The organism is Arthrobacter sp. PM3 (assembly GCF_003352915.1).
GTDB lineage: Bacteria > Actinomycetota > Actinomycetes > Actinomycetales > Micrococcaceae > Arthrobacter.
In genome coordinates, this window is sequence record NZ_CP022314.1 from 4,019,318 (window position 1) to 4,033,510 (window position 14,193).

The following is a 14,193-nucleotide window of genomic DNA, read 5'->3' on the forward strand; positions in this document are numbered from 1 at the left end:
CCAGTACCCCCGCATCCAGCTGGCCCTGGACGCGGGGGTGTACTTCTGCGATCCGCATTCACCCTGGCAGCGGGGTACGAACGAGAACACCAACCGGCTGCTGCGCCACTGGTTCGAGAAAGGCACCGACCTCTCGGTCTTCACCGCCGAGGACCTCGACACCATCGCCGACAAACTCAACAACCGGCCACGGCCCACCCTGAACCTCGAGACCCCAAAACAACGCATGCGCCAACTCATCGCCGCCGCAGCATGACATAAACCCGGCCCGTTGCAACGACCAGTTGACTTTGAGCCGCTCGGACGGGCCATAAGTGACCCCGCGTTGCTGTTGTGTTGGCCTAGTGGTGGCTGCTGACGCCCAGCGGGCGGCCGCGGGTCTCGCCGGCCAGCAGGACGCCGACGGCGGAAATGGCGCAGAGGATCATGATGTAGATGCCGATGGACCCGGTCCAGTGCGTGCCCTGCAGGAGGGCTTCGGCGATCATGGCCGCGAACGCGCCGCCGAGGATGGCGCCGAACGCGTAGCCGATCGAGATGCCGGAGTACCGGACCTTGGCCGGGAACATCTCGGCATACATGGCGGACATGGGCCCGTAGGACAGGCCCAGGCCGACCGTCAGGACGAACAGCGCCACGCCGTAGAGCACGATGTCCTTGGTGTCGATGAGGGCGAACATCGGGATCATCCAGGCGAAGACGATCGCGTAGCCGAGCAGGAACGTCTTGACGCGGCCGATCTTGTCCGAGAGCCAACCGCCGACCAGGGTGAAGATGAGCCAGCCGAAGGACGCCAGCGTGGTGGCCAGCAGGATCTGCGGAGCCGGCATCTTCAGCGTCTTGGTGGCGTAGGAGATGAAGAAGGCGATCAGCAAGTAGCCGGCGGCGTTGTTGCCGATGAAGATCAGCGTGGAGTAGAGCACGGCTTTCTTGTGCTTGCGGAGCAGCTCGCCCAGGGGCGCCTTGCTCTCTTCCTTGCGGGCGGCCATCTCCTTGAAGACGGGGCTCTCGCCGACCGCCCGGCGGATGAGGTAACCGACGACGATCAGCACGATCGAGAGCAGGAACGGCACTCGCCAGCCCCAGGACGCGAAGTCCTCCTTGGACATGGACGTGTTGAGGAAGTACAGCAGGCCGGTGGCGAGGATCATGCCGACGGGCACACCGATCTGCGGGTAGGCGCCGAACAGGCCGCGCCGGCCCAGCGGCGCGTGCTCCACGGCCATCAGTGCGGCGCCGCCCCATTCACCGCCGGCGGAGAAGCCCTGGATGACGCGGAGGGTGATGAGCAGGACCGGGGCCCAGACGCCGATCTGCGCGTAGGTGGGAAGCATGCCGATCAGTGCCGTGGCGGCACCCATCATGACCAGCGTGAAGACCAGCATAGCCTTGCGGCCCAGGCGGTCACCCAGGTGGCCGGCGATGATCGCGCCGAGCGGGCGGAACAGGAAGCTGATGCCGATGAGCGCGAAGGACAGGATCTGGGCCAGTCCGGGGTTGGACGCATTCAGCGGAGCGAGGAACAGCGGTGACAGCAGCGTCGCCGTCAGCTGGGCAAAAATGAAGAAGTCGTACCACTCGATGGTGGTGCCGACCAGCGTCCCGGCGAGGACCTTGCGTTCCTCATGCTTGCTGCTGGGACCCGCAGCGGAATCTACGGATGAAGTTACGGTCATTGGAACTCCGTTGCTGGGGGCAGAGGTGCTGCCCGGATGGGTGCGAGGTGACTTGCTGGTGCCTGATTTACTGATCGAACGGTCAGTTGGTATGAAGGATAATACTATGAAAATGTGATACCGCGCACACGCTTGCGCGGAAAATCTCTGGCGTGTCAGTCGGTGCGGGCCAGGAACTCGCGGATCCGGGCGCGGGCCGGGTCGCGGTCGTAGCTGTTGACGAGGGCGCCTGCCATGCGGACCGGGTCCCCGAAGAAGAAGTACTCGTACAGCGACTGCCGCCCGGAGAACCCCGAAATCGAGGCGTCGAAGGCCAGCTTGAACAGCCGGACGCGCTCGGGGCCGGTCAGGGTCTTGCCCTGCAGGTACATCTCGATGTCAGCCCGCGCCTTGCTGTGGACGTCCGCCTCACCCGGGAGCGCCATGAGGCCCGACGCCGAGAACTTGCGGATGATCTGCGGAAAGCGCTGGGCGATCTTGGGGTACCAGTTGCGGGCGGCATTGAGCGTGGTCCATTTCGGCAGCATGACCCCGGCGTCATTCAGTCCGGCATCAGCCTCGGAGGCGCGGACCAGCGCCCGGCCGATTTCGACGTCGATAATGAGCTCGGCAATGTCCTCCTGGATGTGCTGGAAGCCGTCGATGCCTATTGATTCGGCCAGCTCGGAGGCCAGGCCCAGGAAGAACTCACTCTTGGCGATGGTGCGGGTCACCACCTGGTGGGTCATGAGCGCGCCGGCGCCGGTTTCGGAGTAGAAACTGTTACACAGCTGCGGGTTTCCGAGCATGAATATGCGCTCGTTGGGCACGAACACATGGTCGAACACCGCGACGGCGTCCATTTCCTCGTAGCGGGAGGCCAGCGGCTCGTCGTGGGTGCTCCCGCCGTTGTAGAGCGAGGTGCGGCAGAGGTAGCGCAGGCCGGGGGCGTCGTTGGGGATGGCGAACGCATAGGAGTAGGGCGCGTCCTCGGGAGTGCCGCGCAGTACCGTGGACGGGAAGACGAGGAGCTCGTCGGCGATCGGGGCGATGGTGGCGAGCATGCGCGCGCCGTGGATGACGATCCCGTCGCCGCGTTCCTCGACGATCCGGGCCGAGAGCTGCCCGCCGAGCTGCTCCGAGCCCGAAACCGAGCGGTTCACCTGCGGCGGGATGAGGGTATGCGTGGCCAGGACATCGTTCTCACGGGCCCACTCGTAGTAGTTGCGGATGTTCTCGCCGAACTTCGGATCCGCCTGGGCAAACCACTCCCCTGCCGTGCTGAGTGCGGTGAGCGAGGAGTTCATATAGTCGCCGGAGCGGCCCAGGAACCCGTGGGAGGACTCGGCCCAGGTGGAGATGGCCCGGCGGCGCCGCTGGAGGTCCTCGATGGTCCGGGGCACCAGGAAGGAGGCATTGACGAGGTCGCCGGTGCTCGGCGAGGTGTAGGTCAGCGCGTCCTGGTACTGCGGATCGTGCTGCATGTCGAAGAGCCCTGCGTAGGATCGGGCCACGTTGCGGAAAGCCGGGTGCTCGGCGATCCGCTCCCTGACCACCTCGCCGTCAATCGCCACATGCGGGGTCATGGCGTTGAGTTTGTCCAGATACTGCCGCCCGGTGCGGATGCCCATGGTTGTTCTCCAGTCGCTAGGCCGATGATCGTTGATGTTGAGCTGTGCGGTGATGACAGGCGGTGGTGCGGGGCTAGAGCAGGTCCTCCATCCCCAGCTGGCTTTCCGGGATGACGGTGAACGCGCCGTTGGCAAACGCCAGGGCATCGCCGCTGCGGTAGTTGAAGTCCACCACCTCGCCGATGTACAGGGTGTGGTCGCCGCCGTCGTATGCCGCCCACGGCTTGCACATGAAGTAGGCGAGGACATTGGAGAGCCGCGGTGCGGTGTCCGCCTCCACCCACAGCGGCTCGGGGCCGGGCCGGCCGGCAAAGTGCAGGGCCAGTTGCCGCTGCTCGGCGCCGAGGATGTTCACGGTAAAGGGCCGGCCGGCGAGCTCATCGTGGGCTTTGGCGGTGCGGGCGATGCTCACGAGCACCAGCGGCGGGTCCATGGACACCGACGTGAAAGAGTTGACGGTGATGCCGTGGCGCTTTGTCGCGCCGTCGAACGTCACGATGGCGACGCCGGTGGCGAACCTGCCGAGGCTGCCCCGGAAGTGGCTGTCCCGCGGCGCGGAGAACCGGCCCTCCCCTGCGTGGTCCCGCGGCCTGGCAATCATCAGCGATCCCTGCGTTCGGCGTCGTAGCAGTCAGTGCGGTTCAGAGCGGCCGGGTTCGGTCTCCCCGGCCTCTGGTTCAGTTCGATAATCGAACATATAATTCCCATATAGAACGGTATCGGAGCGGTGGACGGAATACAAGGGTCTGCCGAGAAGCCGGCACCCCGCAGCCCGACACCTAGGATGGAACCCATGACCCCGAACGCCAGCGCCCAGGCTTCCCCGTCCCAGACGCTTTCCCGCGGCATCAGGGCGCTGGAAATCCTCGCCGAAGCCGAGCGCCCGCTGACCATCGCCGAACTCGCCGACGCCATGGGTGTCCACCGCTCCGTGGCCTACCGGATCCTGCGCACCCTCGAGGACCATTCGCTGCTGGTGCGCGACGACGGCGGCCGCGTCCAGCCCGGACCAGGCCTCGCCGTCCTGGCCCGCGGTGTCTCCCGCGACCTGCAGTCCGCGGCCCTGCCGGAACTGACCCAGCTGGCGAACAGCCTGAGCATGAGCGCGTTCGTGGCCGTCTGGGACCGGGAGGAATGCGTGACGCTGGTGACCGTCGATCCGCGCCACAGCGGCGCCGCGGTGGTGCAGCACCCGGGATCGCGGCACCCCATCAGCGCCGGGGCGCCGGGCATCGCCATCCAGTCCGCGTTCCCGGAGCACGAATGGCAGGACGCCGCCCCGGGTATTCCGTACCGGGCCGAGGCCGCCGAGGCCCGGCGCCGCGGTTTCGCGGTGAGCCATGACGAGGTGATCGCCGGGGTGTCCTCCATCGCGGTGCCGCTGGGGGTGCCCGGCGGCCGGCCGGCGGCCCTGGCGGTGGTGTACATCCGTGCAGCACAGGATCCGGCGGAGGTCGCCGGCACCCTCGCGGAGGCGGCCCGGCGCATCGAGGCGCAGTTGGGCTAAGTCCTCTTGCTTGGGCGGCGGCCGGCGTCGGCTATCCCGCGCGCCGCCGGAGCACGACGGCGGCGGCGGTCCCCAGCAGGAACAGCGCCGTGGCGGCGCACACGGGCACCAGGAAGGCGGTCTGGTACCCGAAGGTCTGGGCGAGCTGCCCGGCGATCGAGGATCCGAGCGCGGTGCCGGCGACAATGCCACTGGCCAGGGCCGTCATGACCGTGCCGAGCTTTCCGGCCGGGGCCACGAGGCCACCGATCGCGAAGACGGTGACCATGAGCGGGCCCACGGGCAAACCCAGGATCAGCAGGACCAGGACCATGGGCAGCGCCGTCGAGGGCATCGGGAGCAGGACGGCGAGGCCGGCCATCAGCGCGGCACAGGCCAGCCAGCGGGCGTTGAGCCTGAACCGCGGTGACCAGTACGCGACCGACAGCGCGGCGGCCGCGGAGCTGAGACCCATCACGGCATAGAGCAGGCCGGCGAGCTCGGACGTGGCGAAGCCGGCGGAGAAGGAGCTCAGGGAGGTCTGCGTGGACCCGAAGAACGTGCCCATGCACACCATGGCCAGCACGGGGAGAGCGACGGCGGCGCGGGCGCCGATCCGCCGGCTGAGGGCCCGGGCGTCGGGCTGCCGGGCGCCCGGCTTGGCAGCGCGACGCCGCGGAGCCCGGGCCACTGCGTGGTGTGTGGGGTGGACGGCGAAGGCGGGCACGAGGACCAGCGTCAAGGCCGCCGCGAGCGCCAGCGGCAGCCACGGCGCGAGCAAGCTGGCGAGGACGCCGACGAGGGCGGGGCCCAGCACGAAGGTCAGTTCGTCCGCGGTGCTCTCATAGGACAAAGCGGTATCCAGGTCCGCGGAACCGGCGCCGGCCCGCCCCCCGCCCTCCGGTGTCCGGGCGGTCAACGCCATCCAGCGGACCCGTGCCAGTGGCCCGACCTGCGGGCAGCTCGCCCCGGCGATGAAGGCCGCCGCGAGCGCCGGGGCGGCGGCGGCCAGGTCCTGCACGCCGGAGACCATGTAGGCCGCGAGGATCAGCGCGACGACGGCCGCGGTGTTGGCGGAGGCGGACACCAGCAGGACACTGCGCTGGCCGAGCCGGTCCGCGAGGACGCCCAGGACCGGGGCGCCCAGCGCGGAACCGATCCCGACAGCACCAGCCGCGGCGCCGCCGACGGCGTAAGAGCCGGTGACGGCGGTGACGAGCGTGAGGGCGCCGACGGTGAGCATGGCCAGAGGCAGGCGGGCGAAAAGCCCCAGCGGGATGAAGCCGCGGCCGGCGATCAGCGGCAGCCGCGCGAAGCGGCCGCCCCTGCCGGTCTCCGGGGCGGGCCCGGGAACGGGCACAGACACGGGCGCTGGAGCGGAGTCCGCGGGGCCGAAGCCGGCAGGGCCGGTTTCGCGGGCAGAAAGGGGCGCGTCAAGGGTGGACGCCGGTGAAGACGGTGAAGGAGTCATGGTTTCCGGGTTCGCTCAATGGTGCGCATCGTCCCCCCTCCCGATGCGCGCGACCCGGTAACAGTCCCATGATAGCCGACCCGGCTCCCTACACCGGCACGTCGTCGCTGATGTGCAGGGTGGAGCCGTTCCGGCCCTTGACCACCTGAAGCTGGGTGCTGATGCGCTGCTTCATCTCCCCCACATGGCTGACGAGTCCCACCACCCTGCCGCCATCGCGGAGGCCCTCAAGGGCGTCCATGACCTGTTCCAGCGCCTGGTCGTCGAGGCTGCCGAAGCCCTCATCCACGAAGAGGGTTTCGATGTCGACGCCGCCGGACTCGTGCTGCACGACGTCGGCCAGGCCGAGGGCCAGGGCCAGCGACGCCATGAATGACTCGCCGCCAGAGAGGGTCGCGGTGTCCCGACGCTGCCCGGTCCATTCATCGACCACTTCCAGGCCGAGGCCGGACTTGGCGCCGCGCGCGGCCTTGGCGTCGGTGTGCTGCAGGGTGTACCGGCCGTCGCTCATGCCGATCAGCCGTTCCGAGGCCGCGACGGCCACCTGTTCGAGCCGGGCCGCGAGGACGTAGCTGTTCAGGCTCATGCGGTAGGTGTTCTCGCCCCCGCCCCTTGCGGCGTCGGCGACGGCGGCCAGCAGGGCAGCCCGTTCCCGCGGTTCGCGGCCCGCTGCGGCGAGTTCGGCGTAGTCGCGGCCGATGTGTCCCAGGGTCCGCACCGAGTTTTCGGACAGCCCTGCGGCCAGCGCGGCGTCCTTCGCGTGCCGCTCCGCCGCGGCCGCTTCCGTGCGGAGCCGTTCGAGCTCGGACGGTGTGGGGGCAGCCCCGCCGGCGAGGTCGTCGCGTTCGGCGGCGGCCAGGGTGAGCTCCTCCCCGGCGAAGAGTTCCTCGATCCTGGCGGCCTCGTCCTGCGCTGCCCTGATGGCAGCCTCGAGGCCCGACGCCTCCGGGGCCGGCAGGAGCGCCCTCCTGGCGGCGCTTTCGCTGCTGAAGCCCGCCCCGGGGAGAGCCTGCTCCAGCAGGTCTCGCGCCTCAGCGGCCCTGGCGCCGGCCTGGTCGAACGCCAACTGCGCGGCCTCGGCCCGTTCAAGGACAGCCGTGGTTCCGGCCAGGGCGGCGAGCCGCCGGCCGATGCCCGGGTGGCCGGCGCGCAGCGACTCCAGCGCACGTTCGAGGACCTCGGCCTGCTGGTCGACTTCGGCGACGGTGGATTGCGTCTGCGCGATCCCGGCGTCGGTTTCTGCCCTCACCTGCTCCGCTGCCGTGATTGCTGTTTCGAGTTCGGCCAGCCGGGCCCGGCTGGCCGCCAGGTCTGCGGCGGCACGGCCGGCCTCGGCTGCCCTTTCGCGGGCGAGAGCGGCCTCGGCCCGGGCTTCCGCGGGAGGTGTGCTGCCGCCCTGGGCCGCCAGGACGGCGACGTCCTGCCGAGCCTCGGCGAGCTCCCGCTCAAGGCCGGTAAACGCCGCTTCGGCGGCATCGCTGGCCTGCTGCGCGGACTTTTCAGCCTCGGCAACGGCAAGCGCGGCATCCGCGGCCGGGGCCGGTTCCGGGTGGTCCGGACTGCCGCAGACCGGGCACGGCACGCCGTCGAGGAGTTCCGCGGCGATCTCGGCCGCGGCGTTGGTGAGCCGCTGTTCGCGCAGGTCCAGCCAGTGCTGCCTGCGGTCCTGGTGTTCGGTCCGGGCCTCGGCATGGCGTTGCGTAATGTCCGAGCACGCAGCCTCCGCGGCGAGGTAGCGGCCAACGATCTCCACGAGTTCGTCGGCGGCCGCGGCCTCCTTGGTGCGCAGCTGGACTTCGGCGGCCACTTCTTCGAGGGGCACGATTCCCGCAAGCAGCGCCGCCGCTTCGGTGCGCAGGCCGTCCAGGGCGGCGGCACCGCTCGTCCTGCCCGCCTCGAGGACCTCCAGCTGCGCCCGCAGCCGGCCGCCGCGGTCCCGCAGCCCGGTGAGGCGCTCTTCGTCCGGCAGGCGTTCGGTCAGGACGGCGTGCAGGGACCGGAGCCGACCGAGGGCGTTCCGGAGAGCTGCGCTATCGAACGGGGACTGGACCGCGTCCATCGCGGCCACGTCCGTATGGTCAGCTCCGGCGCCGACGACGTTCAGTCCGGCGAGCTCCGGGTCCGAGCCGGCCGCCGAGCGCAGCTGACCCGTGGCCTCCGCGAGCGCCGTGGCGGCGAAGGCCTGGGCCGCCTGCGCAGCTTCGACGGCCCGCAGCTGGCCGCCGAGGACTTCGGCCCGGCGGTGCAGGTCCAGCGTAGCGGCCTGTTCCGCCAGGGCCGGTGCGGCGGCGGCGGATTCGTTCCGGCGCCGTTCGGCGGCGGCCAGTTTGGCCTGGCGGTTTGCCCGTGCGGCGGCCGCTTCCAGCCGGCGGCCCTGTTCGGCGGCCTGCTCCTCCGCCGCCGCGGCGGCGGCGCTGCGATTCCGGGCGGCGGCGGCCGCGGCGTCATCCAGCCAGGCCAGAAGGGCATCGGGGGCCTCCCTGCCGGGGGCGCCTTCCCGGTCCAGGCCGAGCGCCGCGGTCTCGGACTCGGCCCGGGCAAGGAGCACGTCCAGCTTTGTGGTCAGGGTTGCGACCTCGGCCTTGGCGTTCTGAGCCTGCCGGGAGAGTTCCTGCTCCACGGCTTCAAAGCGCTGCGTGCCGAACAGGCTCTGCAGGAGCTCCAGGCGGTCGGAGGCCTTGGACCGCAGGAATGCCGCGAAGTCGCCCTGCGGCAGCATGACCACGCGGGTGAACTGCTCCCGGTTCATGCCCAGGACGTCGGCGATCTCGGCCCCGGCCTCGTCGTTCCGGCCGGACTTCTCCACCCAGGCGCCGTCGACGCGTTCGCGCAGCAGCGTGTTGGCCTGCTGCAGGGTGTAGCCGTTTTTGCCGCGGGCGCTCGGCTTCTCCCAGGCGGGCGCCCGGGAGACCTCGAAGTGCCGGCCCTTGGCCGAGAACTCGCAGGTGACGCGGGGCTCGGCGGCGGGATCCGCGTGGTCGCTGCGCAGCCGCTTGCCGTCCTGCCGGGCACCGGGAACCGATCCGTACAGGGCGAAGCAGATGGCGTCCAGGACACTGGTCTTGCCGGCGCCCGTGGCGCCGTTGAGCAGGAAGAGCCCGTGGGCGCTGAGCCGGTCGAAGTCGATCCGCTCCGTGCCGGCGAACGGACCGAACGCCGATATCTCAAGGCGGTGGATCCTCACAGGGAGACTCCTTCCAGGCGGACGGCTTCGAGGGCCTCGGCGAGGACGGCTGCTTCGGCGTCGGACGCGGGCCGGCCGCGGACGTGGTCGAGGAAACCGCAGCAGACGGCGAGGTCGCTGTCTGCCGCGGCAAGCCGGCTGCTGTAGCTGGCTTTCGGCGCCGCGCCGGGGCCCTCGGGGTCGAAACCGAGGACCAGGGTGTCCGGGAACCGTCCCCGCAGCCGGTCCATCGCCTGTGCCGGACGCGCGGTGTCCGTCAGCGTGATCTGGCAGTAGGCGTCCTCGGCCCAGGCGAAGTCCTCCGACGCCAGGAGGTCCTCGAGCGTCCCGCGCAGCACGGCGAGGGTCCGGGGCGCATCCCACAGCACTTCGCGCACCTCGCCGATGCCATCGGCGTCGATCTCCACGAGCCAGCCGCCTTTCCGGTGCTTTGCCTCGGAGAACGAGTAGGCCAGCGGAGAGCCTGAGTAGCGCACCGCCGGCGAGAGCTCCTGCCGGCCGTGCAGGTGGCCCAGCGCGGTGTAGCCGAAGCCCTCGAAGAGGTCCAGCGGGACGGCGCCGACGCCGCCGATGCTCAGGTCCCGTTCGCTGTCGGAGCTGATACCCCCGCTGGCGAAGGTGTGCGCAAGGACCACCGAATGGACGGTCCGCGCCGCACCCCGCTGCCGCACGTCGGCGCGGATCCGTTCCGTGGCGGCGCGGGTCACTTCGAAATGGCTCGCGGTTCCGACGCCGAGCTGCTCGGCGACCAACCGGGGCTCGAGCCAGGGGATGCCGTAGATAGCGAGGCCGGGCCCCGTCCCGTTCACGGCCCCTGCCCCGTTTCCAGCGCCGTCGCCGAGCGGAAACAGCACGGGCTGGTCCATGTCCTCCAGCCGCGTGCGCAGGTGCACTCCCCCGCGCTCCAGCAGCCGCGAGGCAAACCCCAGCCTGATGGCGGAGTCGTGGTTGCCGCTGGTCAGGACCACCTGGGCGCCGGCTCCGGTGAGGCGCACGAGGGCGTCATCCAGCAGGCCGACGACGTCGACTCCAGGCAGCGCGCGGTCGTAGACGTCGCCCGCGATGAGGACGACGTCCACGGCCTCTTTCCGGACAAAGGCCACAAGCTGGTCGATGAAGGCGCGCTGGGCATCGAGCATGCCGACGCCGTGGAAGGACCGGCCCAGGTGCCAGTCGGAAGTGTGCAGTAACCGCATACTCCTACGGTATCGGCCGGCACCGACACTCTTGCGCCACCACCCCGCGCGGCCGTCAGGATGACGGAGGCGGGCCGGGGCGCCGGCCGTCAGCGCTTGCTGTCGAAGAAGCTGCGGGCTTCGTCGTCGGCGGCCGGCGCTTCTATCCCGGGTCCGCCGTCGGCAGCCCGTGCCGCCGTCTCAAGCTCGTCGCCGTCCGGCTCTGCCTGCTCTGCCGGCTCGAGCCCGGTGCTCTCCGGCCGAGAGGTCGGCACGGACGATGGCACGCGCGACGACGCAGCCGACGGTGGGGAGGACTGTGCGAAGCCGCGGAAGACCAGCCCGGCAATGGCCGCGCCGACCACCGGCGCCACCCAGAACAGCCACAGCTGGCCCAGCGCGTTCGGGCCGCTGAAGAGGGCCGCGGCCGTGGCCCGGGCCGGGTTGAACGGGACGTTGCCGATCGCCTGCCCGAACTGCAGGAGCACCGCCATCGTCAGGCCCACCGCGAACGGTGCGGCGGCCCTGGCCGGGTTCCGCTTTGACGTGGTGCCAAGGAAGACAGCCACGAGCAGCGCGGTGCCGAGGACCTCCACGAGCAGGACACCCGCCATGGGCACCTGGATGACCGAGTGCTCACCGAATCCGGCCGCAACAGTGGCGAACGCGGCCTGGGAATCATCAATGGTGGGCACGGTGCGCAGGACGCCGAACAGGGCGACGCCGCCGAGCGCGGCACCGGCCAGCTGGGCGCCGAGGTAAGCAGCGGCCTCCAGCGGCCGGATCCGGCCGGCGATCACGCCGCCGAGGGTGACGGCCGGGTTGAAGTGGCCGCCGGAGAGGTAACCGACGGCCAGCATCGCCGCCGTCAGGGCCAGCCCGGCGGCAAGGGGTGCAGGCAGCGGGCTGGACTGCGGGAGGGTGAACAGCGGCACGCCCAGGCCCGCGACCACGATGATCAGGGTCCCGAAGGCTTCGGCGGACAGCCGGGCGGCAAGCCGGGGCCGGGTCGAATCGGCGCCGGGCGCGGGCCCGGCGCCGATGGTCTCGGAGGCTGGGACGGGCAGGGTCATGATCGGGACTTCCTTTTACTGACGGCGGACGACTCGCCAGCAGTCTGCCAGCGGAATCTGGACGTTCACTGGGTTCCCGCCTGATGCGGCGCGTCAGTGTCCCAGCGCCACCGCAGTCACGGCGCTGGCGGCCAGGGCGACGACGGCTCCCGCGGCCCAGCGCACCAGCGCCGTCCTTGGCGCGGCGCCGGACCGCCGGAGTTCGTGTCCGCGGACCAGCACGCACACGCCCAGGACCAGGGTGGCGGCCACGGCGACGAGGGCACAGATCCCCAGATAATCAACGGGACCGGCAATGGTGCCGCGGGACGCCGCGAGCGCCCAGGTCCGCCAGATGAAGAGGTCGGCTACAACGAGCGCCAGCAGGGTCCGCCGCCACGCCAGGGACGTCCGCTCCGGCTGCAGCCCGGGGTCCCGGGCTGCCCTGCCCGCCTCAGGGCTCACCGCGCCACCAGGATCAGGACGGCGAACACCAGGGCCGCGGCCGCGACGCCGATCGTCATGACCAGCATGACGCCGGAGAACGGCAGTTCGCGGTTGTTCCGCATGGCCGCCTCCATGAGGCCCCAGCGGTGGTAGGAGAGGACGGCCAGGCCGGCGCCCAGGAACGCGAGGATGACGCACAGCACGATCCGCACCGGGGCGGGCGCGATTTCGGGAGCCAGCTGGTCAATTGCCAAGGCCCCGGCAATCAGGGCCAGCGACGTGCGGATCCAGGCCAGGAAGGTCCGTTCGTTGGCCAGGGAGAACCTGTAATCGGGGGTGGTACCGGTTTTACGCCAAATTGGTTCGCGCATTCGTTCCTCTTGTTTCCGGTTGCCTTCGACCGCCGAACATGTCCTACCAGCACCCTACCGGCGTGCCGCAGCCGCTGCCGATGGCGGCATTGGGTGGCGCGTGATGCTCCCGGGTAAATTTGGGATATGAGCACCGAGCCCGAGACCACACCCGCACCCGCACCAGCACCCGGTTCGCGCATCCACGGCTGCCTGCTGGGAGGCGCGCTGGGCGATTCACTCGGTTACGCCGTCGAATTTGATGACATTGCGGCCATCCGTGCCCGGTTCGGCTCCGCGGGCCTGCAGGATTTTTCCGCGCTCGACGCCGGCAGCCCGTTTTCCGATGACACGCAAATGACGCTGTACACGGCGGACGGCCTGCTCGAGGCACTGGAATGGGCCAACGACGGCGTGGCGGCCGACATCACGGCGTGCCTGTGGCTGGCGTATTTGCGCTGGCTGGGCACCCAGGGTGTCGCGGTACCGCCGTCAGCTCCGGTCCAGCCGCCGCGCTGGATCGACGGCCAGGAGGTTCTGAAGGCCCGGCGTGCGCCCGGGAACGCGTGCCTGAGCGGGCTTGCCACGGGTGAGATGGGAACCGTGCAGCGGCCGGTCAATCCGGAATCGAAAGGGTGCGGGACGGTGATGCGTTCGGCGCCGTTCGGGCTGGTCCCCCAGCTTGGGCCCGAATCCGTTTACAAGCTCAGTGCGGAGGCCGCGTCCCTGACCCACGGTCACCCGGCGGCACGGCAGAGCGCCGGACTGTTCAGCCTGGTCATCCAGGGCCTGGCCTCCGGCCTCGGGCTGCGCGACGCCGCGGAGGCGGCCCTCGGGCACCTGCGCGGCGGCGTCCTGCACAAGGGCGAGGCCCCGGACGCGGATGTGCTGGCACGCGTGGACGCGGCCTTGCGGCTGGCGGGCAGCAGCCTGGGCCCGGAGGAACTGGTGAGTGAACTCGGCGAAGGCTGGGTGGCCGAGGAGGCCCTCGCCGTCGCCCTCTACGCCGTGCTGGCCACGGCCCCCGTTCCGGGCACCGAGGCGGCTGCGGGAGCACCGGAGGCCCACTTCCGTGCGGCGATCGCCGTCGCGGTGAACCACAGCGGCGACAGTGACTCGACGGCGTCGATCGCGGGCAACATCCTGGGAACCTACTACGGGGAGCAGTGCCTGCCGGAGTCCTGGCTGGCGGCGCTGGAGGCGCCGGAGGTCATCCGGGGCATGGCGTCGAGGCTGGCGGCGGTCACCGGCGCATAGCCTGGGCGGCGCGGAGGGACATGCCCGGTCTCCCCCCTTGCCCCTGGGGACATGCTCATTTTTGGCCGCCGCACCTTGGGACATGCCCGGTCTCCCCCTTGCCCCTGGGGACATGCTCATTTTTGGCCGCCTGAAGTGGTCCCCGGAAGTTGGACGGGGATGTTCATTTCCGACTTCAGGGGAGCGGTTTTATGTTTGGTCGTAGTCCGTTGTCTGAAGATCAGCGCGAGGCCGCTGTAGCGTGGTTTGAGAAGGGCATCGCGGATGCGGCGACTGCGCGGGTGATGGGTGTGGCTCGCTCGCCGGTCAAGGGTCTGTATCTGCGGTGGAGGATCCATGGTCGAGGAGTGCTGGTGGCCAAGCAGACGAAACAGGTGTACTCGTTCGAGCTGAAGCTGGCCTTGGTTGAGCGGTTCATCGCGGGTGAGACCGCGCAGGCTCTCGCGGCGGAGGCCGGGTTGTCCTCGTCGGGGTTGCTGAAGAAC

General features: G+C 70.2%; 12 protein-coding genes. 3 read left to right on the forward strand and 9 right to left on the reverse strand.

All coding sequences use genetic code 11. The annotated features are described in order from the left end of the window. Positions 1–256: IS30 family transposase (locus CFN17_RS18265; protein WP_208748236.1), on the forward strand; the 256-nt coding region annotated here is incomplete at its 5' end. Positions 257–341: 85 nt separating this feature from the next. On the opposite strand, the gene CFN17_RS18270 is transcribed toward CFN17_RS18265, so the two are convergent. From CFN17_RS18270 to CFN17_RS18280, 3 genes are all read right to left on the reverse strand, one after another. Then, positions 342–1,676, reverse strand: a complete 1,335-nt coding sequence (locus CFN17_RS18270) for an MFS transporter (protein WP_208749104.1) — start codon at positions 1,674–1,676, stop codon at positions 342–344. A 155-nt stretch (positions 1,677–1,831) separates the two neighbouring features. Next, positions 1,832–3,286, reverse strand: coding sequence for a 4-hydroxyphenylacetate 3-monooxygenase, oxygenase component (hpaB, locus tag CFN17_RS18275; RefSeq protein WP_208749105.1), 1,455 nt, complete (start codon positions 3,284–3,286; stop codon positions 1,832–1,834). A gap of 73 nt (positions 3,287–3,359) precedes the next feature. Beyond that, entirely contained in the window at positions 3,360–3,887 is a 528-nt protein-coding gene (locus CFN17_RS18280) for a flavin reductase family protein (protein ID WP_208749106.1), read from the reverse strand. A gap of 192 nt (positions 3,888–4,079) precedes the next feature. Here CFN17_RS18280 and CFN17_RS18285 point away from each other — a divergent pair, with 192 nt between their 5' ends. After that, positions 4,080–4,793: an IclR family transcriptional regulator gene (locus CFN17_RS18285; protein ID WP_208749107.1), complete on the forward strand. Its 714-nt coding sequence runs from the start codon at positions 4,080–4,082 to the stop codon at positions 4,791–4,793. A gap of 31 nt (positions 4,794–4,824) precedes the next feature. Here CFN17_RS18285 and CFN17_RS18290 read toward each other — a convergent pair whose 3' ends face one another. The 6 genes from CFN17_RS18290 to CFN17_RS18315 all read right to left on the reverse strand — a co-directional run bounded on the left by CFN17_RS18290 (position 4,825) and on the right by CFN17_RS18315 (position 12,472). Further along, positions 4,825–6,243 (reverse strand): MFS transporter, encoded by a 1,419-nt coding sequence (locus CFN17_RS18290; RefSeq protein WP_208749108.1) that lies wholly within the window; start codon positions 6,241–6,243, stop codon positions 4,825–4,827. Between the two features lie 88 nt (positions 6,244–6,331). After that, positions 6,332–9,427, reverse strand: coding sequence for an AAA family ATPase (locus CFN17_RS18295; RefSeq protein WP_208749109.1), 3,096 nt, complete (start codon positions 9,425–9,427; stop codon positions 6,332–6,334). Beyond that, complete coding sequence (locus CFN17_RS18300; RefSeq protein WP_208749110.1) at positions 9,424–10,623, reverse strand: exonuclease SbcCD subunit D; 1,200 nt, start codon at positions 10,621–10,623, stop codon at positions 9,424–9,426. Before CFN17_RS18300 ends, CFN17_RS18295 begins: the two co-directional genes overlap by 4 nt. 89 nt (positions 10,624–10,712) lie before the next feature. Continuing rightward, positions 10,713–11,675, reverse strand: coding sequence for an MIP/aquaporin family protein (locus CFN17_RS18305; RefSeq protein WP_208749111.1), 963 nt, complete (start codon positions 11,673–11,675; stop codon positions 10,713–10,715). Between the two features lie 93 nt (positions 11,676–11,768). Further along, positions 11,769–12,119 (reverse strand): DUF202 domain-containing protein, encoded by a 351-nt coding sequence (locus CFN17_RS18310; RefSeq protein WP_208749112.1) that lies wholly within the window; start codon positions 12,117–12,119, stop codon positions 11,769–11,771. Then, a complete protein-coding gene (locus CFN17_RS18315; protein WP_208749113.1) occupies positions 12,116–12,472 on the reverse strand; it encodes a YidH family protein in 357 nt (118 codons plus the stop codon). The genes CFN17_RS18310 and CFN17_RS18315 overlap by 4 nt, the downstream gene beginning before the upstream one ends. 126 nt (positions 12,473–12,598) lie before the next feature. On the opposite strand from CFN17_RS18315, the gene CFN17_RS18320 reads away from it, so the two are divergent. Next, complete coding sequence (locus CFN17_RS18320; RefSeq protein ID WP_208749114.1) at positions 12,599–13,708, forward strand: ADP-ribosylglycohydrolase family protein; 1,110 nt, start codon at positions 12,599–12,601, stop codon at positions 13,706–13,708. Positions 13,709–14,193 lie beyond the last annotated feature (485 nt).